20 protein-coding genes are annotated in these 23,034 nt (G+C 70.3%); 9 read left to right on the top strand and 11 right to left on the bottom strand.

The window, feature by feature from the left end; all coding sequences use genetic code 11:
- Positions 1 to 136 precede the first annotated feature (136 nt).
- Entirely contained in the window at positions 137 to 1,330 is a 1,194-nt protein-coding gene (locus ACFC0D_RS17610; protein WP_376436260.1) for an RtcB family protein, read from the bottom strand.
- A 174-nt stretch (positions 1,331 to 1,504) separates the two neighbouring features.
- On the opposite strand from ACFC0D_RS17610, the gene ACFC0D_RS17605 reads away from it, so the two are divergent.
- From ACFC0D_RS17605 to ACFC0D_RS17595, 3 genes are all read left to right on the top strand, one after another.
- On the top strand, positions 1,505 to 2,368 hold the full coding sequence (locus tag ACFC0D_RS17605) for a DUF3558 domain-containing protein (protein ID WP_376436257.1): 864 nt from the start codon (positions 1,505 to 1,507) through the stop codon (positions 2,366 to 2,368).
- Between the two features lie 107 nt (positions 2,369 to 2,475).
- Complete coding sequence (locus ACFC0D_RS17600) at positions 2,476 to 3,201, top strand: DUF3558 domain-containing protein (protein ID WP_376436254.1); 726 nt, start codon at positions 2,476 to 2,478, stop codon at positions 3,199 to 3,201.
- 149 nt (positions 3,202 to 3,350) lie between these two features.
- On the top strand, positions 3,351 to 4,607 hold the full coding sequence (locus ACFC0D_RS17595; protein ID WP_376436252.1) for a DUF2637 domain-containing protein: 1,257 nt from the start codon (positions 3,351 to 3,353) through the stop codon (positions 4,605 to 4,607).
- Between the two features lie 18 nt (positions 4,608 to 4,625).
- On the opposite strand, the gene ACFC0D_RS17590 is transcribed toward ACFC0D_RS17595, so the two are convergent.
- Both ACFC0D_RS17590 and lysS read right to left on the bottom strand, forming a co-directional pair.
- Positions 4,626 to 4,832 carry a hypothetical protein gene (locus tag ACFC0D_RS17590; protein ID WP_376436249.1) on the bottom strand — a complete coding sequence of 69 codons (207 nt, stop codon included), beginning with the start codon at positions 4,830 to 4,832 and terminating at the stop codon, positions 4,626 to 4,628.
- 174 nt (positions 4,833 to 5,006) lie between these two features.
- Positions 5,007 to 6,734 (bottom strand): lysine--tRNA ligase, encoded by a 1,728-nt coding sequence (lysS, locus tag ACFC0D_RS17585; protein ID WP_376436247.1) that lies wholly within the window; start codon positions 6,732 to 6,734, stop codon positions 5,007 to 5,009.
- A gap of 181 nt (positions 6,735 to 6,915) precedes the next feature.
- Between lysS and argS the strand changes: the two genes are divergently transcribed.
- Entirely contained in the window at positions 6,916 to 8,685 is a 1,770-nt protein-coding gene (gene argS, locus ACFC0D_RS17580) for an arginine--tRNA ligase (RefSeq protein ID WP_376436244.1), read from the top strand.
- 67 nt (positions 8,686 to 8,752) lie between these two features.
- Here argS and ACFC0D_RS17575 read toward each other — a convergent pair whose 3' ends face one another.
- Both ACFC0D_RS17575 and ACFC0D_RS17570 read right to left on the bottom strand, forming a co-directional pair.
- The gene (locus ACFC0D_RS17575; RefSeq protein ID WP_376436241.1) at positions 8,753 to 10,201 is read right to left on the bottom strand and encodes a helix-turn-helix domain-containing protein; all 1,449 of its coding nucleotides are present in this window, start codon (positions 10,199 to 10,201) and stop codon (positions 8,753 to 8,755) included.
- Positions 10,202 to 10,510: 309 nt separating this feature from the next.
- Positions 10,511 to 10,780: a DUF1876 domain-containing protein gene (locus ACFC0D_RS17570; protein ID WP_376436416.1), complete on the bottom strand. Its 270-nt coding sequence runs from the start codon at positions 10,778 to 10,780 to the stop codon at positions 10,511 to 10,513.
- 173 nt (positions 10,781 to 10,953) lie between these two features.
- Between ACFC0D_RS17570 and ACFC0D_RS17565 the strand changes: the two genes are divergently transcribed.
- Together ACFC0D_RS17565 and ACFC0D_RS17560 are read left to right on the top strand one after the other, a co-directional pair.
- Complete coding sequence (locus tag ACFC0D_RS17565) at positions 10,954 to 11,838, top strand: NAD(P)-dependent oxidoreductase (RefSeq protein WP_376436239.1); 885 nt, start codon at positions 10,954 to 10,956, stop codon at positions 11,836 to 11,838.
- Positions 11,839 to 11,878: 40 nt separating this feature from the next.
- Positions 11,879 to 12,445 (top strand): hypothetical protein, encoded by a 567-nt coding sequence (locus ACFC0D_RS17560; RefSeq protein ID WP_376436236.1) that lies wholly within the window; start codon positions 11,879 to 11,881, stop codon positions 12,443 to 12,445.
- On the opposite strand, the gene hemB is transcribed toward ACFC0D_RS17560, so the two are convergent.
- From hemB to ACFC0D_RS17530, 6 genes are all read right to left on the bottom strand, one after another.
- Positions 12,429 to 13,430, bottom strand: a complete 1,002-nt coding sequence (gene hemB / locus ACFC0D_RS17555) for a porphobilinogen synthase (protein ID WP_376436233.1) — start codon at positions 13,428 to 13,430, stop codon at positions 12,429 to 12,431. The genes ACFC0D_RS17560 and hemB overlap by 17 nt on opposite strands.
- A gap of 310 nt (positions 13,431 to 13,740) precedes the next feature.
- The gene (locus tag ACFC0D_RS17550; protein WP_376436230.1) at positions 13,741 to 15,411 is read right to left on the bottom strand and encodes a uroporphyrinogen-III synthase; all 1,671 of its coding nucleotides are present in this window, start codon (positions 15,409 to 15,411) and stop codon (positions 13,741 to 13,743) included.
- Positions 15,408 to 16,394: a hydroxymethylbilane synthase gene (gene hemC / locus ACFC0D_RS17545; RefSeq protein ID WP_376436227.1), complete on the bottom strand. Its 987-nt coding sequence runs from the start codon at positions 16,392 to 16,394 to the stop codon at positions 15,408 to 15,410. Before hemC ends, ACFC0D_RS17550 begins: the two co-directional genes overlap by 4 nt.
- Positions 16,391 to 17,746 (bottom strand): glutamyl-tRNA reductase, encoded by a 1,356-nt coding sequence (locus ACFC0D_RS17540; protein WP_376436224.1) that lies wholly within the window; start codon positions 17,744 to 17,746, stop codon positions 16,391 to 16,393. The genes hemC and ACFC0D_RS17540 overlap by 4 nt, the downstream gene beginning before the upstream one ends.
- Positions 17,743 to 18,534 carry a redox-sensing transcriptional repressor Rex gene (locus tag ACFC0D_RS17535; protein ID WP_376436222.1) on the bottom strand — a complete coding sequence of 264 codons (792 nt, stop codon included), beginning with the start codon at positions 18,532 to 18,534 and terminating at the stop codon, positions 17,743 to 17,745. Before ACFC0D_RS17535 ends, ACFC0D_RS17540 begins: the two co-directional genes overlap by 4 nt.
- Positions 18,535 to 18,806: 272 nt before the next feature.
- Complete coding sequence (locus ACFC0D_RS17530; RefSeq protein ID WP_376436219.1) at positions 18,807 to 19,103, bottom strand: glutaredoxin family protein; 297 nt, start codon at positions 19,101 to 19,103, stop codon at positions 18,807 to 18,809.
- A gap of 137 nt (positions 19,104 to 19,240) precedes the next feature.
- Here ACFC0D_RS17530 and ACFC0D_RS17525 point away from each other — a divergent pair, with 137 nt between their 5' ends.
- The 3 genes from ACFC0D_RS17525 (at position 19,241) to ACFC0D_RS17515 (ending at position 22,947) form a co-directional block, all read left to right on the top strand.
- Complete coding sequence (locus ACFC0D_RS17525; RefSeq protein WP_376436217.1) at positions 19,241 to 20,191, top strand: HAD family hydrolase; 951 nt, start codon at positions 19,241 to 19,243, stop codon at positions 20,189 to 20,191.
- Between the two features lie 454 nt (positions 20,192 to 20,645).
- Positions 20,646 to 21,437, top strand: a complete 792-nt coding sequence (locus ACFC0D_RS17520; protein WP_137988687.1) for an ECF subfamily RNA polymerase sigma factor, BldN family — start codon at positions 20,646 to 20,648, stop codon at positions 21,435 to 21,437.
- Positions 21,438 to 21,735: 298 nt separating this feature from the next.
- Positions 21,736 to 22,947 (top strand): DUF5667 domain-containing protein, encoded by a 1,212-nt coding sequence (locus tag ACFC0D_RS17515; RefSeq protein ID WP_376436213.1) that lies wholly within the window; start codon positions 21,736 to 21,738, stop codon positions 22,945 to 22,947.
- Positions 22,948 to 23,034: the final 87 nt, after the last annotated feature.

The following is a 23,034-nucleotide window of genomic DNA, read 5'->3' as shown; positions in this document are numbered from 1 at the left end:
CTTCTATGGCGGGGGGGTCGCGCAAAACCTCAGCTTATTTTATGGAATGTTCCGAGGGGGGGGGGTTTGTACGCGCTGACAACAATTATGGGGTGGTGGCGGCGGCGGGGCGGGTCGCCCACCTCGCCGTTCGCTCTCAGCCCTTCACACAGACGACCTGCTTCAGCTTGGCGACCACCTCGACCAGGTCCCGCTGCTGCTCCATCACCTTCTCGATCGGCTTGTACGCACCGGGGATCTCGTCCACGACACCCGCGTCCTTCCGGCACTCCACGCCCCGCGTCTGCTCCTCCAGGTCACGCGTCGAGAAGCGCCGCTTCGCCGCGCTCCGGCTCATCTTCCGGCCCGCGCCGTGCGAGGCCGAGTTGAAGGACGCCTCGTTGCCGAGCCCCTTCACGATGTACGAACCGGTGCCCATCGACCCCGGGATGATCCCGAAGTCGCCCGAGCCGGCCCGGATCGCGCCCTTACGGGTGACCAGCAGGTCCATGCCCTCGTACCGCTCCTCCGCCACGTAGTTGTGGTGGCAGGAGATGACCGGATCGAAGGTCACCTTCGCCTTGCGGAACTCCCGCCGGACGACCTCCTGGAAGAGCGCCATCATGATCGCGCGGTTGTACTTCGCGTACTCCTGCGCCCAGAAGAGGTCGTTCCGGTAGGCATGCATCTGCGGGGTGTCCGCGACGAACACCGCGAGGTCACGGTCGACCAGGCCCTGGTTGTGCGGCAGCTTCTGCGCCTCGCCGATGTGGTACTCGGCGAGTTCCTTGCCGATGTTCCGAGATCCGGAGTGCAGCATCAACCAGACAAACCCTTGGCCATCGATGCAAACTTCGCAGAAGTGATTTCCGCTGCCTAGCGTTCCCATCTGCTTCCCCGCCCGCTCCCGCCGGAACTTGACCGGATCGGCGACCGTGTCGAAGCGCGACCAGAAGTCGTCCCACCCCGCCGTCGGGAACTGGAACAGCCGCGAGGGGTCCACCTCGTCCCGGTGCATCCCCCGCCCCACCGGAATCGCCTGCTCGATCTTCGACCGCAGCCGCGACAGATCCCCCGGCAGGTCGTTCGCCGTCAGCGACGTCTTCACCGCCGACATCCCGCAGCCGATGTCCACACCCACCGCCGCCGGGCACACCGCCCCGCGCATCGCGATCACCGAGCCGACCGTCGCGCCCTTGCCGTAATGCACGTCCGGCATCACGGCCAGGCCCTTGATCCACGGAAGGGTGGCCACGTTGTGGAGCTGGCGCATCGCGCCGTCGTCGATCATGGAAGGATCGGTCCACAGCCGGATGGGCACCTTCGCACCCGGCACCTCTACATACGACATACTTCCTCGATTCCCCCAAAAAGCCTGATAACGCAAAAACCGGCTCCAAGGCCCGTACAGGTGACAACGGACCGGCATCAACGGCAGCGCGTGCGATAGACATTGTGTCCACCCACCGGTCTCCGGCGGCAAACAGTTTTCGGGGAAGTCTTCGGGAGAAGGGAGCCTGGGAGCGTGCAGCGACAGGCGTACGTACCCGGTCTGACAGCGCTCGCGGCGGCGCTCACCTTGGGCCTCACCGGATGCTCCTCCGGCGGTGGAACCGGCGTGGACGCCGTCGACTCCAAGGCCGGCCCCGCCGCCGCCCCCGCCCCTCCCGGCCGCTACCGCACCCTCTTCGAGCCCTGCGGCTCCGTCCCGCAGGCCACGCTCCGGGATCTGCTCCCCGGCGCCGCCCAGCTGCCCGACAAGGAGCGCGAGCAGGCGTACCGCGGTTCGGCCGCGGTCACCTACGACACCGATCGCCGGGTCGGCTGCAGCTGGAAGGCCGACACCCCCGACGCCTCGCACCGGCTGCGTCTCGACATCGAGCGGGTGGTGTCGTACGACTCCGCCGTCAGCGACGACGACCGGGCGCAGGCGGTGTTCTCGGGCAAGCAGATCGCGGCGGACCTCCCCGAGCCCCCGAAGCCCACGCAGGCGCCGCAGAGTCCGCAGGCCCCGGCAAGCCCCACGGGCGGGGCCGGCAGCGCGGGTGGGGCCGGCACCACGGCTCCCGCCGCTCCCACCGTTCCCGCCGGCGCCTCCTCCGGTTCCGCCGACCCGACGCCCGCCCCGTCCGTCGCCCCCACCACCGGTCTGGAGCCCCGCGTCCTGGCGGGTCTGGGGCAGGTCGCGTTCCTCGACGACGTGCTCAGCTCGGGCGGTCCGAACGGCCGGCACCGCACCGTGAGCGTGGTGTTCCGCACATCCAACGTGATCGTGACGGTCGAGTACGTGGAGCAGACGAGCGGTTCCGCGGAGCCCCCGGACAGCCAGGAACTGCAGGAAAAGGCCCGGAATCTGGCCCGGCTGCTCGCCGAGCGGCTGGAGGAGTAGCGGCGCGGAGCCGCCGTGTGGGGCCCTCGCGGGCCCATCGCGAGCACGTAACGTGTCGGCGTACCGTGGCCGCCGGCCGGACTGTACGACAAGCGACTGAAGGAACCATGCACCGATCAGCCCCGCGACTCACCCGCATACTCGCCTGCGCAGCCGTCCCGGTGATGCTCGTCGTCGCCGGCTGCTCCTCGGACTCCGACGGTGGTTCGGGCACCCCGGACAAGGGCAAGGGCTCGGCGTCGGCCACCCCCGGCGCTCAGCAGTCGACGAAGACGGTCGAGCCGGCGAAGTTCTCGAAGCTGCCCGACGTGTGCAAGTCGATCTCCGCGAAGACGACCGCGAGCCTGGTGCCCAAGGCGAAGGCGAAGAACGGTACGACCGCGCCCTCCAGCGACGTCTCGAGTCGTGGTGGCTGCTCGTGGAACGGTCTCGACGACAAGGGTGTGAAGGGCTCGCACTACCGCTGGCTGGATGTGTCGTTCTACCGCTACGAGTCGGACGCCGCGCTGGGCAGTGGCCAGGAGCGGGCCGAGGAGAACTTCACCAAGGAGCTGGCCAAGCTCCAGGCGACCGAGGGTGCGCAGAAGCTGCGTACCACGGACGCGCCGGGCGTCGGTGAGCAGTCGAAGGCCGTCGCGTACGACCTGAAGAAGACGGGCGAGGACTTCAAGTACGCCTCGGTCGTGGCGCGGACCGGGAATGTGCTGGTGCTGCTGACGTACAACGGCGCCGGTTACGCGGGTGCGGCGGCTCCCACGGACAAGGTCGTGATGGACGGTGCCGTGAAGGCCGCGAAGGAGGCTGTCGCGGCGGTCGCTGCCACGGCCAGGTAACAAACTCGCGGCGGCCCACGGGCCGCACGTCGCGAACACCCGCATTTGCGCATGTTTTCGAGGAGTCCGTCCCTCCCCCGGGGGCCGGGCTTCTCGCGCATGTGCCACGCTGTGCCCGCGAGATGTGGATTGACGGGAGGGGATCGCGGGTGGCCGCGGTGCAGCTGACACGCACGCACAAGATACTGATCGGTGTGGTGGTCGCCGGTGCGGTGATCATCGCCGGTATCGGTTTCGCGGGTTCGTACGCCGCTGTGCGCGAGCTCGCCGTCGAGAAGGGCTTCGGCGACTTCTCGTACTTCTTCCCCATCGGCATCGACGCCGGCATCTGTGTGCTGCTCGCACTGGACCTGCTGCTGACCTGGATCCGGATCCCGTTCCCGCTGCTTCGGCAGACGGCGTGGGTGCTGACGGCGGCGACGATCGCGTTCAACGGCGCGGCAGCCTGGCCGGACCCGCTGGGTGTGGGTATGCACGCGGTCATTCCGGTGCTGTTCGTGGTCGCGGTGGAGGCGGCGCGGCATGCGGTGGGTCGCATCGCCGACATCACGGCCGACAAGCACATGGAGGGCGTGCGGCTCACGCGTTGGCTGTTGTCGCCGATACCGACGTTTCGGCTGTGGCGGCGGATGAAGCTGTGGGAGCTGCGCTCGTACGAGCAGGTCATCAAGCTGGAGCAGGATCGGCTGATCTATCAGGCTCGGCTCCAGGCGCGCTTCGGGCGGGCGTGGCGGCGGAAGGCGCCGGTGGAGGCGCTGATGCCGCTGCGGTTGGCGAAGTACGGGGTGCCGCTGGCGGAGACGGCGGCGGCGGGGCTCGCGGCGGCGGGTGTGGAGCCGGCGCTGATACCGGCGCAGCCGACGGTGGCGCAGCCGCAGCCGGTGCAGGCGGTCCAGACGCCGGTCCAGCTGGCCGCGCAGCCGCAGCCGCAGCTCCCCCAGGGCCAGAACCAGGCGCCCGGCCAGGGGCCGGTCGGTCCGGAGCTGCCCGCGAACCACGACAGCCCGTGGTTCCACGCGCAGACCCTGCCGCCGGAGGCGTACGAGACGGCCTTCGACCCTCGGTACGTGGAGGGGCTGGAGCCCACGCCCGTGGCGGTGCCGCAGGGTCCGGAGGATGTGGTGATCCCGGGCCCGCGTCAGGAGCAGGGCGCGGAGCAGTTCGAGGAGTACCCGGAGTTCGTCGAGCCGGAGCCGCCCGCGGACGAGTTCTCCGAGGCGGCCTACAAGGCGATGTGGGACTACGTCGAGGAGCGGCAGGACTTCCCCAATGCCGAGCAGCTCGACATATGGCTCAGTGACATGTACGGGGTGCAGCACCCGCGCAGTGCGTCGATCCTGCGGGAGCTGACTCCGCAGCTGCGGCACCGTATCGAGCGGGAGATGGCGGAGAACCACATCCCGTGACCGGCGGCGGGTCGGGGCTCAGGCCTTGGCCCGCTTCTTCGCGGTCTCGCCCCACACGGCGAGCGCGATTCCGGCAAGGGCCAGGACGACGTAGCCGGGGGTGGGGATGTCCCACCACTGCTGGAGCACTCCCCAGGCCTTGTCCCCGAAGAGCTGCCCGCCGGCTCCGAGTACGCCCTGGACGAGGGTGATCCATCCGATGACTGCGATGACTTCGTTCTTCATGCCTTCACGGTCTCCCGCGGGTTTCCCGTTTTCGTCGTGCCCACGTCGGAAGCGGGTCTAGTCCCAAGGATGGAGACGGGCTGCCGACGGCTCGCCCGCGATCCGCGCCGAGGACGGCGAAGGGCCGCCACCGAACCCGGTGGCGGCCCTTTCCGATGACCTGTCCGTGTACCGCTACGCGCCCAGCAGCTTGCGCACGCGGTCCGCGCCGACCGCGAGAAGGAGCGTGGGCAGGCGGGGCCCGGTCTCGCGGCTGACGAGGAGCTTGTAGAGCAGGGCGAAGAACGCGCGCTGGGCGATCTTCAGCTCCGGGGTGGGCTTGGCCTCGGGGTCGAGGCCTGCCATGACCTTGGGGACGCCGTAGACGAGCGTGGTGAGGCCGTCCAGGGACCAGTGCGTGTCCAGGCCCTCCAGGAGGAGGCGCAGGGATTCGCGGCCCTGGTCGTCGAGGGAGCCGAGGAGCTCGGCGTCGGGCTCGTCGCGGACGATGGTGCGCTGGTCGGCCGGGACCTGGGTGGTGATCCAGTTCTCGGCGCGGTCCAGACGCGGGCGGACCTCGTCCAGGCTGGTGACCGGCTTCTCCGGGTCCAGGTCGGTCAGGATCCTCAGGGTCTGCTCGTCGTGGCCGGCCGTGATGTCCATGACCGAGGCCAGGGTCCGGTAGGGCAGCGGCCGCGGCGTGCGGGGCAGCTCGCCGGCGGCGGTGCGGGCGGCGCGCGCGTACGCGGCGGCGTCCGCCGGCAGCACCGAGCCGTCGGCGACCTTGGCCTCGAGCTTGTCCCACTCGTCGTAGAGCCGCTGGATCTCCTGGTCGAAGGCGATCTTGAAGGACTGGTTGGGCTTGCGGCGCGCGTACAGCCAGCGCAGCAGTGGCGCCTCCATGATCTTCAGGGCGTCGGCGGGCGTCGGCACGCCGCCCTTCGACGACGACATCTTGGCCATGCCGCTGATGCCGACGAACGCGTACATCGGGCCGATCGGCTGGACGCCGTCGAAGATCTCGCGGACGATCTGGCCGCCGACGACGAAGGACGAGCCGGGCGAGGAGTGGTCGACGCCCGAGGGCTCGAAGATCACGCCTTCGTACGCCCAGCGCATCGGCCAGTCGACCTTCCAGACCAGCTTGCCGCGGTTGAACTCGCTCAGCTTGACGGTCTCGGAGAAGCCGCAGGCCGTGCAGGTGTACGCGAGCTCGGTGGTCTCGTCGTCGTACGACGTGACGGCCGTCAGGTCCTTCTCGCACTGCCCGCAGTAGGGCTTGTACGGGAAGTAGCCGCCGGTGCCGCCGGAGCCGTCGTCCTCGTTCGCCGCGCCGGAGCCCTCCTCGGCCTCCAGTTCGGCCTCGTCGAGGGGCTTCTGCGACTGCTTCTTCGGCGCCTTCTTCGTCCGGTACTGGTCGAGGATCGCGTCGATGTCGCCGCGGTGCTTCATGGCGTGCAGGATCTGCTCGCGGTAGGTGCCCGCCGTGTACTGCTCGGTCTGGCTGATCGGGTCGTATTCGACGCCGAGCTCGGCGAGCGACTCGACCATGGCGGCCTTGAAGTGCTCGGCCCAGTTCGGGTGGGCGGAGCCGGGCGGGGCCGGGACCGAGGTGAGCGGCTTGCCGATGTGCTGCTCGTAGCCGTCCTTGTCCACACCGGGGATGCCGTTCGGCACCTTGCGGTACCGGTCGTAGTCGTCCCAGGAGATCAGGTGCCGGACCTCGTACCCACGGCGGCGGACCTCGTCGGCGACCAGGTGCGGGGTCATGACCTCGCGGAGGTTGCCCAGGTGGATCGGGCCGGAGGGGGAGAGTCCGGAGGCGACGACGACCGGTTTGCCAGGCGCACGTCGCTCCGACTCGGCGATGACCTCGTCCGCGAAACGGGAGACCCAGTCGGTCTCGGTGCTGCTCTGAGCCACGGTCGGTACGTCCTTCTTCCTTGATTCCCTCGAAGGCCTTGCAGCCTTACGTCAGCCATTCTCCCAGACGGAACGGCGCACTCTGTGGTTGTCCACAGGTGGAGAAAACACGTTGCCCGCCCGTGGGACACTTGACAAGCGATAAAGCCCACCACTGAACCATCGACAGGAACGGAAGCTCATGGCCTCGGTCCCTTCCCTCGCTTCGACCGTGCAGCAGCGTCTCGCGGAGGGTCTCTCGGCAGCACTGCCGGAGGCCGGTTCCGCCGACCCGCTGCTGCGACGAAGCGACCGGGCCGACTTCCAGGCCAACGGCATCCTGGCCCTCGCCAAGAAGCTCAAGGGCAACCCGCGTGAGCTGGCGACGAAGGTCGTCGACGGCATCCCGGCGAACGACGTGCTGCAGGAGATCGAGGTCTCGGGCCCCGGCTTCCTGAACATCACGGTCACCGACCAGGCGATCATCAAGACCCTCGCCGCCCGTGCGGCCGACGACCGTCTCGGCGTGGCGTTCGGGGAGAACGCCGGCACGACGGTGATCGACTACGCGCAGCCGAACGTGGCCAAGGAGATGCACGTCGGCCACCTCCGCTCCGCCGTGATCGGCGCCGCGATGGTCGAGATCCTGGAGTTCACGGGCGAGAAGGTGGTCCGTCGCCACCACATCGGCGACTGGGGCACCCAGTTCGGCATGCTCATCCAGTACCTGGTCGAGCACCCGCACGAGCTGGACCACAAGTCCGAGGACGAGGTCTCCGGCGAGGAGGCCATGTCGAACCTGAACAGGCTCTACAAGGCCTCGCGCGCGCTGTTCGACTCCGACGAGGAGTTCAAGACGCGTGCGCGGGCGCGGGTCGTGGACCTCCAGGCCGGTGACGAGCAGACGCGTGTCATGTGGCAGCGGTTCGTCGACGAGTCGAAGATCTACTTCTACTCGGTCTTCGACAAGCTCGACATGGACATCCAGGACCCGGACGTGGTCGGCGAGTCGGGCTACAACGACATGCTGGTGGAGACCTGCCGCATCCTCGAGGAGTCGGGTGTCGCGGTCCGCTCCAACGGTGCGCTGTGCGTGTTCTTCGACGACGTCAAGGGCCCTGACGGCAACCCGACGCCGCTGATCGTCCAGAAGTCCGACGGCGGTTTCGGCTACGCAGCCACGGACCTGTCCGCGATCCGTGACCGGGTGCAGAACCTGAAGGCGACGACCCTGCTGTACGTGGTCGACGCGCGCCAGTCCCTGCACTTCAAGATGGTCTTCGAGACCGCCCGCAGGGCCGGCTGGCTGAACGACGAGGTCAAGGCGGTCCAGCTGGCGTTCGGCACGGTGCTCGGCAAGGACGGCAAGCCGTTCAAGACCCGTGAGGGCGAGACGGTGAGGCTGGTGGACCTGCTGGACGAGGCCGTGGACCGGGCGACGACGGTCGTCCGCGAGAAGGCCGAGAAGGTGGGCCTGACCGAGTCGGAGATCGTCGAGAACGGCCAGTACGTCGGCATCGGCGCGGTCAAGTACGCCGACCTGTCGACGTCCGCGGCGCGGGACTACAAGTTCGACCTGGACCAGATGGTGTCGCTGAACGGCGACACGTCGGTGTACCTCCAGTACGCGTACGCGCGTATCAAGTCGATCTTCGGCAAGGCGGGCGAGCTCACTCCGCTGGCCCACCCCGAGCTGGAGCTGGCCCCGGCGGAGCGCGCGCTCGGTCTGCATCTGGACCAGTTCGGCGAGACGCTGGCCGAGGTCGCCGAGGAGTACGCCCCGCACAAGCTGGCCGCGTATCTGTACCAGCTGGCGTCGCTGTACACGACGTTCTACGACCAGTGCCCCGTCATCAAGCCGGCGCCGCCGCAGGAGATCGCGGAGAACCGGCTGTTCCTCTGCGACCTGACCGCCCGGACGCTGCACCAGGGTCTGGCCCTGCTGGGCATCCGGACGCCCGAGCGCCTCTGACGACGCGCCACAGCACGACGAAGGCCCCGGCTCCGTTTCCCTACGGCGCCGGGGCCTTCGCCTTCGCTCACTGCGGGGCGGCCCACTCGCCCTTCTCGGGCCGGTAGATGTACTCCTGCTTCCCTTCGATCGCGCTCGTACGGAACGGCTTCCCGCCGTCGTCGACGCGTGCCTTCCCGCGCCGCTCGCCGCTGCTCCACTCCACTTCCAGGTACCAGGAGACGACGTACGACTCGGTGTGCACGTCGAGGTTGAGGACCTGCGGGTCGCTGGTGGAGACCTTGTACGGGAAGTCCTTGGCGGGCACCCGGTGTTCGCCGTCGAGGCCGGCGACCGGCTTCGCGGTGGGGTGCGGGGCGTCGAGGTCGATGTCGAAGGCCTGCGGGGTGATGCCGCCGCCGCAGCCGTCGCCCATGAAGTACGCCGCCCGGTCCAGGGGTGCGGCGCGCTCGACCACCCGTACGCGGACGGCGTTGAGGACCGTGGCCTCCTCGGTGCGGCCGGTGGCGGTGAGCTGGAGCTGCATATGGCCGCCGTCGACCCCACCGAGCGCCCGCGCCCAGCCTCGGCTGTCCTGCGGGGCGGGCGGGGGCGGGACCTGCCCGGGCGGCTGGCCGAGCACGTAGTGCTGGCCGCAGGCCCCGGCCCAGTTGTAGGAGCTGATGCCCACGCTCACGGGGTCGCCCGTCGCCTGTCGGGTCGCCTGGGCGGAGGGGTTCGCCCGGGACGCGGTCGCCGGCGCACTCGGCGTCGTGGCGGCGGACGGGGAGGCGGAGCCCGAGGTGGAGGCGGAGGCCTTCACGTGCGCGGAGATGCTCGCCGCGGGCGGCTCGACGGATCCGTTCGCGTGCTGTCCGGAGGTCTTCGCGTCGTCGGCGCCCTTCTCGTCGGGGCGGCCGACGGCGTACGCCACGGGCACGGCGAGCGCGACGACGGCGGCCGCGGCGACGGCCGTCCGCAGCCGCTTGCGGGAGCGGGAGCGGGCGGACGCACCGGGGACGTCCGAGGGTCGCGGATGCGCCTGCACGGTGACGACGACCTCGGGCTCGCGGTCGCCTTCGGGCTCGGGAGCGGGCTCGGGGGCGGTGGGCATCGCGGCGGTGTCCGAGCCGGCGCCCGAGGCGGCATCCGAAACGGCGTCCGGCGCGGCTTCCGGAACAGTCGCCGCCGGGGTTTCCGCCGTGGTCTCCGCCGCGGCTGCCGTCGAGCTTCCCGCCACGGTTTCCGCCGGACCCTGCGGCTCGGGAGCCGCCGGTCCGTTCTTGCCCCGCCGGCGCGCCTCGTCCGCCAGGATCCAGTTACGGTGCAGTGCGATCAGCTCGTCGCGGGAGGCTCCGCACAGCCGCCCCAGTCTCTCCACGGGTGCGAACTCGGCCGGAACTGCGTCGCCGTTGCAGTACCGGTGCAGCGTCGACGTACTGACATGCAGCTTCTTCGCCAACGCCCCGTAGCTGAGCCCGGATCGTTCCTTCAGCCCGCGCACCAGCTCCGCGAAACCATCGGCCTCCGTTGCCACCCGCCCCGTCCCCCTCGTCTCGACCGTCCCAGGAACGCATTCCAGGGGTCGGTCATTTCCCCAGGTCACGGTAGGTCCGCGCGTTCCAGCTTCCCCCATTGTCCCGTGACCGTTGCAGCGAGATCACCCCGCCCCGCAGGGTGAGGCCATGCCCAGCAGCCATCTGACGGACGTCGTAGCCGTCGCAGTCCTGATCACATGCACCGCGATCGTGATCACTCTGATCACCAGAAGCTGACCGCTCTCGCGGCATCGGCGGCGAGGGCGACGCGTTCACGTCGCTCTCGCCGCCGACGTGCTGACGCAATGTCAGCTGATGGGGCGGGACGTCCTGCCCGACACCTCGTCGATCTCCGTGTGCGCCTTCTGCAGCAGCTGCGAGGCGAGATCCATGAGCGCGCGTGCGCCCGCGATCTCCTCGCCGACCCGCAGCTGCTCGGGGTCCGACGGGTGCCGGTGGGCGTTGCCCTGGGCACGGAACTCGGTGCCGTCACCGAGCCGCACCATGGCAGCCGCCCTCGTCCGGTCGCCCTCCTCCTGGAACTCCATCTCGACGTGCCATCCCACGAGCGTGTGCATCATGAGGACCACCTCCTGAGGTACTTCCAGGGTGCGCCGCCCGGCGCATCCTTACCAATCGGTGCGTAGCTGACGATTAAGTCGGTACTTGTGGGATGAACCGCCCCGGAGAAGGATCGAAAGCGAGCCGCAGGACGGCTCGAACCCCCGATTCCAAGCCCTGGAGCACACCCATGTCCGCAACCGTTCCCGCAGCCGCCTCCGCCCCGGTCTCCGTCCTCGGCCTGGGCATGATGGGCACGGCCCTCGCCACGGCCTTCCTGAACGCGGGCCACCCGGTCACCGTCTGGAACCGTTCCCCGGCCAGGACGGGCCCGCTGGTCGCGCAGGGCGCCCTGCCCGCCGAGACACCGGTGGACGCGGTGGCGGCGAGCCCGCTCGCCGTCCTGTGCCTGCTCACGAACGACAACGTCGACGAACTGTTCACAGCCCTCGGCGACTCCGCGGCCGGAAAGACGCTGGTCAACCTCACGAACGGCACACCCGAGCAGGCCCGGACGCTCTCCGCCCGGGCGGAGAAGTTCGGTGCCCGCTACGTCGACGGCGGGATCATGGCCGTCCCGCAGATGATCGCGGGCCCGGACGCGTACGTCTTCTACAGCGGCGACGAGCAGGCGTACGCCACCCACCGCACGACCCTCGCGGCGCTGGGCGGCACCAAGTGGACCGGCACCGACCCCGGCCTCGCGGCCCTGTACGACCTGGGCCTGCTGACCGGCATGTACGGGATGTTCATCGGGGTCGTCCAGGCGCTGGCCCTGGTCCGCACGGAGAAGATCGGCGCCGAGGAGTACGCCGAGCTCCTGGTCCCCTGGGTCACGGCGATGCTCGGCGGCGTCCCGGAGATCGCCCGGGCGGTCGACTCGGGGCAGCACCTGACCGACGTCTCCAGCCTGGTGGTGAACCAGTCCGCCTTCCCCAACTTCCTGGCCACGTACAAGGCCCAGGGCGTCAGCCCGGAGCTCTTCGCGCCCTTCCAGGCCCTCCTGGACCGCTCGATCGCCGAAGGGCACGCGGCAGACGGCCTGTCCCGCCTTGCGGAGATGCTGGCTCGTTAATCGCTTGCGTGAGGGACGAGCACCTCGGAAACTGTTAGTCATGACTAACGATTCATGGGGCACGAAGATCGTGGAGTCCGACGACCTCCCGGCCTTAGCCAGGCCGGATGCCGGCCTCGTCCTGATCTCGGAGTGGTACACGGAGAGCGCCGAGCGGCAGCGGCTCGTGATGGACGCCGTCGTGGACGCCTGGGCCAAGGCCGAGCTGCCGGAGGCGTTCCTCTCCCGCCACTGCCTGATGGGCTCGGACGGCCGCACGATCCTCAACTACGCCCAGTGGACGGACTCGGCCGCCCACTACGCCTTCACCGCAGACCCGGCCAATCAGCGGGCCATCGCCGCCTCCGTGCAGGCCCTGACCGCGGTGGGCCCGCCCGGCCGCTACACCCACGACCGCGTGGTACGGCTCCGGGAGGCTCCCGTACGCACCCTCAGCACGACCCGCTCCGACGACGGAGTCGCCCAGTACTTCCACCGCCGCGAGGACGGCAGGCAGCTCCACGTCCTCACGGCCCACGACGACGAAGGGGACGGAACCGCCCTGCGGTTCCGCCCCTATCGAGGAGTCGTGCGAGAGATCCGGGAAAGCGTCAGACCCCGCGGCTGAGCTTCTGCGCGACCTCGGTCGCCCAGTACGTCAGGATCATCTGCGCACCAGCGCGCCTGATCCCGGTGAGCGTCTCGAAGATGGCCTTGTCGCGGTCGATCCAGCCCTTCTCGGCTGCGGCCTCGACCATCGCGTACTCGCCACTGATCTGGTACGCGGCGACCGGCACGTCCACGGCTTCGGCGACCTTCGCCAGCACGTCCAGGTAGGGACCCGCCGGCTTCACCATCACCATGTCGGCGCCCTCCTCCAGGTCCAGCGCCAACTCGCGCAGCGACTCACGCACGTTGGCGGGGTCCTGCTGATACGTCTTGCGGTCACCCTGCAGAGAGGACCCGACGGCCTCACGGAACGGCCCGTAGAAGGCGGAGGAGTACTTCGCCGTGTACGCGAGGATCGACACGTCCTCCTTGCCGATGGTGTCCAGCGCGTCCCGGACCACCCCGACCTGGCCGTCCATCATCCCGGAAGGCCCGACGACATGGACACCGGCGTCGGCCTGGACCTGCGCCATCTCGGCGTAACGCTCCAGCGTGGCGTCGTTGTCGACCCGACCGCTCGCGTCCAGGACCCCGCAGTGCCCGTGGTCGGTGTACTCGTCGAGGCAGAGGTCCGACATGATGACGAGATCGTCGCCGACCTCGGCCTTCACGTCCCGGATCGCGACCTGAAGAATCCCGTCCGGGTCCGTACCCGCGGTACCGGCCGCGTCCTTCTTCTCGTCCTCGGGCACGCCGAACAGCATGATCCCGGAGACACCGGCCTCCAGCGCCTCCACGGCGGCCTTGCGCAGGGTGTCCCGCGAGTGCTGCACCACGCCGGGCATGGCGGTGATCGGCCGGGGCTCGTCGATCCCCTCCCGCACGAACGCGGGAAGGATCAGATCGGCCGGGCTCAGCCGCGTCTCGGCCACCATCCGCCGCATGGCAGGAGTCGTCCGCAGCCGCCGCGGCCGCGCCCCGGGAAAGGTTCCGTACGAGTTCATAAACCGAGGCTACGCCCGCGAACCCAGTGCCTTTACCGACCGCCTGTGGGCATCACCCCCACCCACACCGCGAGCAATCGCCCCGCGCCCCGCCCCACCCCCGTGTGGGCAATCGTCCCGCAGGGGCTGGGGGTCCCCCCGGACGGAGTCTGGGGGAGGGTGGGCACACGGGACGGCGCCCCTGCGGGCGCCTCCGCTCCGACCGCCCCCACGCACCGGGGGCGGCGCCCTTCGCAAGGCCCCGCCCCGAGCCCCCAACGCACAGGGTGCGGGACCCCAAAAGGCCCCGCACCCCGTGCACCACACACGACTACGTCGTCCGACGCCTCCGCGCCCCCGGCCGCCGCTCCGACGGCCGCGTCACGGGATCCCCCGCCTCCAGCGCCGCCGCCCGCCGCCGCAGACCGAAGTCCGCCAGCGCCTCCGCGAGCTTGTGCACCGACGGCTCGGGCGAGAGCACATCCACCCGCAGCCCGTGCTCCTCCGCCGTCTTCGCGGTCGCAGGGCCGATACAGGCGATGACCGTCACGTTGTGCGGCTTCCCGGCGATACCCACCAGGTTCCGCACCGTCGACGACGAGGTGAAGAGCACGGCGTCGAAGCCACCGCCCTTGATCGCCTCACGCGTGTCCGCCGGCGGCGGCGACGCCCGGACCGTCCGGTAGGCGGTCACGTCGTCGACCTCCCACCCGAGCTCGATCAGCCCGGCCACCAGCGTCTCCGTCGCGATGTCCGCCCGCGGCAGGAAGACACGGTCGATCGGGTCGAAGACCGGGTCGTAGGGCGGCCAGTCCTCGAGAAGACCCGCGGCCGACTGCTCGCCGCTCGGCACCAGGTCCGGCTTCACACCGAAGTCGACCAGCGCCGCGGCCGTCTGCTCGCCGACCGCCGCGACCTTGATCCCGGCGAACGCCCGCGCGTCGAGCCCGTACTCCTCGAACTTCTCCCGCACCGCCTTCACCGCGTTGACCGACGTGAAGGCGATCCACTCGTAGCGGCCGGTCACCAGACCCTTGACCGCACGCTCCATCTGCTGCGGCGTCCGCGGCGGCTCGACGGCGATCGTCGGCACCTCGTGCGGCACCGCACCGTACGAACGCAGTTGGTCGGAGAGCGACGCGGCCTGCTCCTTCGTGCGCGGCACGAGCACCCGCCAGCCGAACAGCGGCTTCGACTCGAACCACGCCAGCTGGTCCCGCTGCGCCGGGGCGCTGCGCTCGCCGACCACGGCTATGACCGGCCGGTGGCCCTCGGGCGAGGGGAGGATCTTCCCCTGCTTGAAGACCTGCGCGATCGTGCCGAGCGTCGCGGTCCAGGTCCGCTGCCGGGTCGTCGTGCCGCCGATGGTCACGGTGAGCGGGGTGTCCGGCTTACGGCCTGCCGCCACCAGTTCACCGGCCGCGGCGGCGACCGAGTCGAGCGAGGTGGACACGACGACGGTGCCGTCCGAGGCGCCGACCTCGGTCCAGCAGCGGTCGTCGGCGGTACGGGCGTCCACGAAACGCACATCGGTGCCCTGCGCGTCGCGCAGCGGGACACCGGCGTACGCGGGTACGCCGACCGCCGTGGCCACACCGGGCACGACCTCGAAGGGGATGCCCTCGGACGCGCAGGCCAGCATCTCCTGACCTGCGTTTCCGTCGAGGCCGGGGTCGCCGGTCACCGCACGGACGACCCGCTTGCCGCCCCTCGCGGCCTCCATGACAAGATTGGTCGCATCCCTCAACACGGGGACACCGGCGGTTGTTGACGCCTCGTCAACAACCGTCAGCTCAGGCGTGCTCACGCCCGCGCGCGCATGGCCGCGAACGACTTCGAGCACCTCCGGCTCGGCGATCAGGACGTCCGCGCCGGCGAGGGCTTCGACTGCCCGGAGGGTCAGCAGTCCTGGATCGCCTGGTCCGGCGCCTAGGAAGGTGACGCTCCCTTGACCGAAGAAGGCCTGGGACGCGGGGCTGGTGGTCGGGCTGGTGGGGCTCAAAGTGCTCGCTCCCCCATAAGACCGGCCGCACCCTTGGCGAGCATCTCGTCCGCGAGTTCGCGTCCGAGCTGCATCGCCTCGTCGTGCGACGCGGGTACGGGACCGGTGGTGGACAGCTGCACCAGCGTCGAGCCGTCGGTGGTACCGACGACGCCGCGCAGGCGCATTTCAGTGACAATCTGCCCGCGGCCGGAATCCTCGGCCAGCAGGTCGGCCAGCGCACCCACGGGTGCGGAGCAGCCGGCCTCCAGGGCGGCGAGCAGGGATCGCTCAGCGGTCACGGCGGCCCGGGTGTCCGGGTCGTCGAGCTCGGCGAGCGCGGCGACGAGGTCGGCGTCGGACGCCACACACTCGATCGCCAGTGCCCCCTGGCCGGGGGCGGGCAGGACGGCGTCGACCGACAGGTGGTCGAGCGACAGGGAGCCGGTGAGCTCCTCCGTTCCGCCGATGCGGTTGAGACCGGCCGCGGCGAGAACCACCGCGTCCAGCTCTCCACTGCGTACGTATCCGACGCGGGTGTCGATGTTCCCGCGGATCGGCACGGTCTCGATGGTCAGCCCGTGGCTGCGCGCGTACGCGTTGAGCTGAGCGGTCCGGCGCGGCGAACCGGTGCCGATCCGGGCGCCCTGCGGCAGCGTGTCGAGCGTCAGCCCGGCTCGGGCGACCAGCACGTCGCGCGGGTCCTCGCGACGCGGAATCGCGGCGATGACCAGCTCGGGGTGCTGGGCGGTCGGCAGGTCCTTCAGGGAGTGGACGGCGAAGTCCACCTCACCGGCCAGGAGCGCGTCGCGCAGTGCGGCGACGAACACCCCCGTACCGCCGATCTGCGCGAGGTGCTCACGCGAGACGTCCCCGTACGTCGTGATCTCCACGAGCTCGACGGGTCGGCCGGTCAGCTGCCGCACGGCGTCGGCCACATGCCCGGACTGGGCCATGGCGAGTTTGCTGCGCCTGGTCCCGAGCCTCAGTGCCCTCTCGGTCATACTCGCCCTCGGTTCTTGACGTCGGCGTCATTCAGGTCGGCCCGGGAGACGGAGGCGACCGTCTCCGGGTCGAGGTCGAAGAGTGTCCGCAGCGCGTCTGCGTACCCGGCACCGCCGGGCTCGCTGGCCAGCTGCTTGACCCGCACGGTCGGCGCGTGCAGGAGCTTGTCGACCACCCGGCGCACCGTCTGGGTGATCTCGGCGCGCTGCTTGTCGTCGAGGCCGGGCAGCCGGCCCTCGAGCCGGGCGACCTCGCCCGCGACCACATCGGCGGCCATGGTGCGCAGGGCGACCACGGTCGGGGTGATGTGCGCGGCGCGCTGGGCGGCGCCGAAGGCGGCCACCTCGTCGGAGACGATCGCGCGCACCTGGTCGACGTCGGCGGCCATCGGGGCGTCGGCGGAGGCGTCCGCCAGCGACTCGATGTCGATGAGCCGGACGTTCGCCATGCGGTGGGCGGCGGCGTCGATGTCGCGGGGCATGGCCAGGTCGAGCAGGGCGAGCGGGGCCGTCCGGCCCTTCATCGCGGCTTCGACGGCCTCGCCGGTCAGGACGAGTCCGGTGGCTCCGGTGCAGGAGACGACGATGTCGGCACGTGTCAGTTCGTCGCCGACGGCAACCATCTCGACCGCGCGTGCGGCCACACCCGTGCCCCCGGGCTCGGTCAGGATCTGTACGAGTCGCTCGGCACGGGCGGTCGTACGGTTGGCGATCACGATCTCGGAGACCCCGACGCGCGCGAGCGTGGCGGCGGCCAGCGAGGACATCGAACCGGCTCCGATGACCAGGGCGCGCTTGCCGGCGGCCCAGGTGTCGACGTCGGCGCCGTCGGCCAGCTGCTCCAGGCCGAAGGTGACGAGCGACTGGCCGGCCCGATCGATCCCGGTCTCGCTGTGGGCGCGCTTGCCGACCCGCAGCGCCTGCTGGAACAGGTCGTTGAGGAGCCGGCCGGCCGTGTGCAGGTCCTGGCCGAGCGCGAGGGCGTCCTTGATCTGGCCGAGGATCTGGCCCTCGCCGACGACCATGGAGTCGAGCCCGCAGGCCACCGAGAAGAGGTGGTGGACGGCCCGGTCCTCGTAGTGCACGTAGAGATAAGGGGTCAGCTCTTCGAGGCCGACGCCGCTGTGCTGGGCGAGCAGCGTGGACAGCTCGGCGACACCGGCGTGGAACTTGTCCACGTCGGCGTAGAGCTCGATGCGGTTGCAGGTGGCCAGGACGGCTCCCTCGGCGGCCGGTTCGGCGGCGAGGGTGTCCTGGAGCAGCTTGGCCTGGGTGTCCGCGGCGAGCGAGGCTCGCTCGAGGACGCTGACCGGGGCGCTGCGGTGGCTGAGGCCGACGACGAGGAGACTCATGCCGGCATCACGGCGGGGACGTCCCCGTCGGGTCCCTTGCGTCCGGTGCTCTTGCGCGGGGCGTCGCCCGTCGCGCCGAGGGCCGTGGGCGGCGTGGGTGCGGCGGTGGCCTCGGCCTCCGCCTCCTCGCCCGCCTTGCGCTGCTCGTGGAAGGCGAGGATCTGCAGCTCGATGGAGAGGTCGACCTTGCGCACGTCCACGCCGTCGGGCACGGAGAGGACGGTCGGGGCGAAGTTCAGGATGGAGGTGACGCCGGCGGCCACGAGCCGGTCGCAGACCTGCTGGGCGACGCCGGCCGGGGTCGCGATGACTCCGATGGAGACGCCGTCCTCCTCGATGATCTTCTCGAGGTCGTCGCTGTGCTGGACGGGGATCCCGGCGACCGGCTTGCCGGTCATGGCGGGGTCGGCGTCGATGAGCGCGGCGACCCGGAAGCCACGGGAGGCGAAGCCGCCGTAGCCGGCGAGCGCGGCGCCGAGGTTACCGATACCGACGATGACGACAGGCCAGTCCTGGGTGAGGCCGAGTTCGCGGGAGATCTGGTAGACGAGGTACTCGACGTCGTAGCCGACACCGCGCGTGCCGTACGAGCCGAGGTAGCTGAAGTCCTTGCGCAGCTTCGCGGAGTTGACCCCCGCGGCGGCTGCGAGCTCCTCGGAGGAGACCGTGGGTACGGAGCGCTCCGACAGTGCGGTGAGCGCACGCAGATACAGCGGAAGCCGGGCGACGGTGGCCTCGGGGATTCCTCGGCTGCGGGTCGCCGGTCGGTGAGTTCGGCCAGTTGCCACGGTGCTCCTGCGGGATGAGCGGGGCTGCAGGCGGCCGTGTGTCCCAGGACCGCCCCGTCGAATGCAGGCTATGTCTTTGTGAACGCGTGCACAAAGATGGTGTCCGTTTTGTCCGGCCAAAGTGACCGGGGTCACGCGGTCGGTTCGCGTCATGACGGAACCGTGGAGCGCGTCAGCCCGTTGGGCACCCGAAGGGGGCAAAACCGCACACTCTCCTCACGATCACGCCCCCGAACGTCAACAAAACGTCCACGATGGTAGCCGTCTTCCGGTCAACCACCCAGTTCGCGCCGGAGCCGCCCGGCGTCCACACGCCAGAAGGTGTGCTGCTCGCCGTCGACCAGGACCACCGGAATCTGCTCCCAGTAGGCCCGGTGGAGCTCCTCGTCCTGAGTGATGTCCTTCTCCTCCCAGCGCGCCCCGGTCTCGGCGCAGACCGCCTCGATCACGGCCCGGGCGTCGTCGCAGAGATGACAGCCCGGCTTCCCGATCAGCGTCACGGTCCGCGAGGCGGCGACGGGAGCGTCGGGGGTGTCCTTCTTCTTCGTCCGTCCAAACATGCCGTCCATTCTGCGCTGCCGCGCGCCGTGCCCCCTCTCTCCAGCTTGCTCCCCCCTTGTCCGTTTAACAGGAGAGTCGCGGAGTGTTCACGCCACCGCATCCCGAGTCGTCGGGAAGTACCGAACAGAATGGCTATGCTCACGACATGGCCGCACTGGGATGGCTCACCCCCCGTAGGCGCTCCGCCACCGCGCGCAGCGTTCTGGCAGGCGAGGCCGCCGCCGAGGCGGCGCGCAAGACCTCGCAACAGCTCGAACTGGAACGGGAGCAAGCGGCGCGGGCCGAGCCCGCCGAGCCGTCCGAGCCCGAGTTCCCGGTCGTGGGCGACGCCGAGGCGGCCGCCTTCTTCGATCTCGACAACACCGTCATGCAGGGCGCCGCGATCTTCCACTTCGGTCGGGGCCTGTACAAGCGGAAGTTCTTCCAGCGCCGCGAACTGGCCCGCTTCGCCTGGCAGCAGGCGTGGTTCCGGCTGGCGGGCGTCGAGGACCCCGAGCACATGCAGGACGCCCGCGACAGCGCCCTGTCCATCGTCAAGGGCCACCGCGTCTCCGAACTGATGTCGATCGGCGAGGAGATCTACGACGAGTACATGGCCGACCGCATCTGGCCCGGCACCCGCGCGCTCGCGCAGGCCCATCTCGACGCCGGCCAGAAGGTCTGGCTCGTCACGGCCGCCCCGGTCGAGACGGCCACGATCATCGCCCGGCGGCTCGGCCTGACCGGCGCGCTCGGCACGGTCGCCGAGTCGGTCGACGGCGTCTACACCGGCAAGCTCGTCGGCGAGCCGCTGCACGGACCCGCCAAGGCCGAGGCCGTACGCGCCCTGGCTGCCGCGGAGGGCCTGGACCTGAACCGCTGCGCGGCCTACAGCGACTCGCACAACGACATCCCGATGCTGTCGCTGGTCGGCCATCCGTACGCCATCAACCCGGACACCAAGCTGCGCAAGCACGCCAAGGCGCGCGAATGGCGCCTGCGCGACTACCGCACGGGCCGCAAGGCGGCCAAGGTCGGCATCCCCGCCGCGGCGGGCGTCGGCGCGCTGGCGGGCGGCACGGCCGCCGCGGTCGCCCTGCACCGCCGTCGTCGCTGACTTCGGCCCGCGAGCGGGGCACTCAGACCCGCATGGCACGCCCGGCGCGCCGCACACTGCCGATACGTTTCGGCTGCGACCGTCTGAGACAACCCGGGACCCGCGCCCGTCACCCGTACGTGGTCGAACACGACCGCACAGGTCGACTCAGAGGCATTCCCAGCTCCCTACCCCACAGCGGGCCGGATCACTCCCCCAGCCAACACTCGGGCACAACAGAGCGTGCACGCAGTCACACCCGGAAGTAATCCGATCAACAATCGGTCACGAAGTGCGAATGATCTCGCCTACAAGCGGTAACAGGTGTGACGGAATCGGTGATTTCCGCAACTGGGTGTAGCGCTGCCTGTACGAAGCGTTATTCTCCTCAGACGCACAACGGAACCCACACGTCGCCACGACGAGTGAACGGTCCCGCACTGCACGTGATGGAAGCTCTGCCTCTGGGAGTCCCGTGTACCCACACGTCGGGGTTGACGCCTCGGGCCTGGCTACGCTGCGCGCAACGGTCCTCGACCACTTGCGCGGCTTCGTCCCCACCGCGTACGCCGGCCCTGTCCCCGCCTTTGCCTTCGCCGCACCGGCACCCGCCGGTCCTTGCTATGCCCTCGCCGAGAGCGGTGCCGCTGTCGGCAGACGGGGCAGCCGCGGCGGCACCGGAACCTCGACCGCCGCCCGCCGCCCCACCGCCGACAGCGACAGCGCCCGCATGATGGACCTCGTCGAGCGCGCCCAGGCCGGTGAGGCCGAGGCCTTCGGCCGCCTGTACGACCAGTACAGCGACACGGTCTATCGCTACATCTACTACCGCGTCGGTGGAAAGGCGACGGCGGAGGACCTCACCAGCGAGACGTTCCTGCGCGCCCTGCGCCGGATCTCCACCTTCACCTGGCAGGGCCGTGACTTCGGCGCATGGCTGGTCACCATCGCCCGCAACCTGGTCGCGGACCACTTCAAGTCGAGCCGTTTCCGACTGGAAGTGACCACGGGCGAGATGCTCGACGCCAATGAGGTCGAGCGCAGCCCCGAGGACTCCGTCCTGGAGTCCCTCTCCAACGCGGCCCTCCTCGACGCCGTCCGCCGGCTCAATCCCCAGCAGCAGGAGTGCGTCACCCTGCGCTTCCTGCAGGGCCTCTCGGTCGCCGAGACGGCCCGGGTCATGGGCAAGAACGAGGGTGCGATCAAGACCCTCCAGTACCGGGCCGTGCGTACCCTGGCGCGCCTGCTCCCGGACGACGCCCGCTGACCTTTCCGCGCCCCCCACACGCGCCCCCCATCTACCGCGACGCGCCTCTCCCCCCGCACCACCCCCCATGCCCCCCGACCCCCGCCCAACTCACAGTCGGTGACGCCTCGATGACGCACTGGTCCGATCATCTTTCGCGCGTAACCCAAGTGCCGCGCCGCTCGTTGTGCGGGATGCAGGCTCCCTGTGGTCACGCCATGTCCGCAACCACTCACTCGTTCGTGTGGATGTGCTCAAGGTGTGCAACCTTCCGGACACCCCGGGGAGTCGACCGTCATGACGAGAGGAGGTGCCGCCAGTGATCGCGAACGTATCGGCGCACCGGCGGGCGAACGCCTTCGCCCAGGCCCTGGATGATCGGACGCCCGAGGACGCGACGGCCGAACCGCCCGAGGCGTCGGCCGAACCGGCCGAACAAGGGCGGCTGTTGGCTCTGGCGAACGGCCTCGGCGAGCTGCCGAAGCCGACGATGGACCCCGAGGTCAAGGTGGTGCAACGAGCCCAGCTCGTCGCCGCCATGGAAGCGATGCTCGCGGAGGGGAGCGCGGCAGCGGGCCCTATGGTGCCCGAGCAGCGGACACCGAGCGGACGGGGAGCCCACCGGGCCTCCCCGCTCCGGAAATTGCGCCCCCGCTCCCGCTGGTCGAAGGGGCTCGCCGCGGGCGGCCTCACGGTCGGTGTGGCCGCGGGCGCGTTCAGCGGTGTGGCCGCTGCCAGCTCCGACGCCCTCCCAGGTGACTCGCTCTACGGGCTGAAGCGCGGAATGGAAGACATCAAGCGCGGGATGGCCGACGACGACTCCGAGCGGGGCGGGATCTTCCTGGACCAGGCGTCGACCCGGCTCAGCGAGGCCCGCAGACTCATGGAGCGGGGCCGCGCCGGCGACCTCGACCACGAGTCGCTCAGCGAGATCCGGCGCGTCCTCGGCGGCATGAAGCACGACGCCTCCGAGGGACACCGGCTGCTGCGCCAGGCGTACGAGCGGGACGGCGAGATCGGGCCGATGGCCCGGCTCAACTCCTTCGCCCAGTCCCATCGCGGCACCTGGAACGGTCTGCGCGACCGGCTGCCCGTGCAGCTGGCCGACGTCGGCAGCCAGGTGGAGGGCGTCTTCGTCGCCATAGACGAAGAGGTCGAGCCGCTCCAGGGGATGCTTCCACGCACCCCGGAGAAGGGCGCGGTCGGGACCAGCACCCCGGGCACGCCGCAGGACACCCCGCGTACGCAGACCCAGCGCCCGCCGTCCTCCCCGGCCGCGCCCTCCACGGGCGCCGAAGGCTCCACCCGGCCCCAACCCTCGGGCTCCGGCTCCGGCTCGGGCTCGGGCTCACCGGAGAGCGACGGCCTGCTGGGCGGCAACACGGGAGGCCTGCTCGACAACCCGTCGGCGGGCATTCCCACGGCACCCTCGGTCGACCCGTCGACACCCGAGATGCCGGATGTCACGATCCCGCCCCTGCTGCCGGGCCTGCTCCCCGGCCTGGGCATCGACAGCGAGGACGCTCGCTGAGACGACGATGGGGCGCCCCTCCATGGAGGGGCGCCCCATCGTGGGACAGCCGGGCGAACCACCGATGGTACCGTCAGCACCCGCGGC

It is taken from the genome of Streptomyces sp. NPDC056222, from assembly GCF_042264065.1.
In the GTDB taxonomy this organism is placed as follows: Bacteria; Actinomycetota; Actinomycetes; order Streptomycetales; family Streptomycetaceae; genus Streptomyces.
Note: the sequence above shows the minus strand (reverse complement) of the source record. Positions and strands in the feature narration are given on the sequence as shown.

Coding starts and splice junctions, on each gene's coding strand:
- ACFC0D_RS17530 (WP_376436219.1), bottom strand. CDS start 19,103: ATGGACGGCATGTTTGGACGGACGAAGAAGAAGGACACCCCCGACGCT.
- ACFC0D_RS17570 (WP_376436416.1), bottom strand. CDS start 10,780: ATGCACACGCTCGTGGGATGGCACGTCGAGATGGAGTTCCAGGAGGAG.
- ACFC0D_RS17540 (WP_376436224.1), bottom strand. CDS start 17,746: ATGAGTCTCCTCGTCGTCGGCCTCAGCCACCGCAGCGCCCCGGTCAGC.
- ACFC0D_RS17610 (WP_376436260.1), bottom strand. CDS start 1,330: ATGTCGTATGTAGAGGTGCCGGGTGCGAAGGTGCCCATCCGGCTGTGG.
- argS (WP_376436244.1), top strand. CDS start 6,916: ATGGCCTCGGTCCCTTCCCTCGCTTCGACCGTGCAGCAGCGTCTCGCG.
- ACFC0D_RS17560 (WP_376436236.1), top strand. CDS start 11,879: ATGACTAACGATTCATGGGGCACGAAGATCGTGGAGTCCGACGACCTC.
- ACFC0D_RS17525 (WP_376436217.1), top strand. CDS start 19,241: ATGGCCGCACTGGGATGGCTCACCCCCCGTAGGCGCTCCGCCACCGCG.
- ACFC0D_RS17600 (WP_376436254.1), top strand. CDS start 2,476: ATGCACCGATCAGCCCCGCGACTCACCCGCATACTCGCCTGCGCAGCC.
- ACFC0D_RS17590 (WP_376436249.1), bottom strand. CDS start 4,832: ATGAAGAACGAAGTCATCGCAGTCATCGGATGGATCACCCTCGTCCAG.
- hemB (WP_376436233.1), bottom strand. CDS start 13,430: ATGAACTCGTACGGAACCTTTCCCGGGGCGCGGCCGCGGCGGCTGCGG.
- ACFC0D_RS17565 (WP_376436239.1), top strand. CDS start 10,954: ATGTCCGCAACCGTTCCCGCAGCCGCCTCCGCCCCGGTCTCCGTCCTC.
- hemC (WP_376436227.1), bottom strand. CDS start 16,394: ATGACCGAGAGGGCACTGAGGCTCGGGACCAGGCGCAGCAAACTCGCC.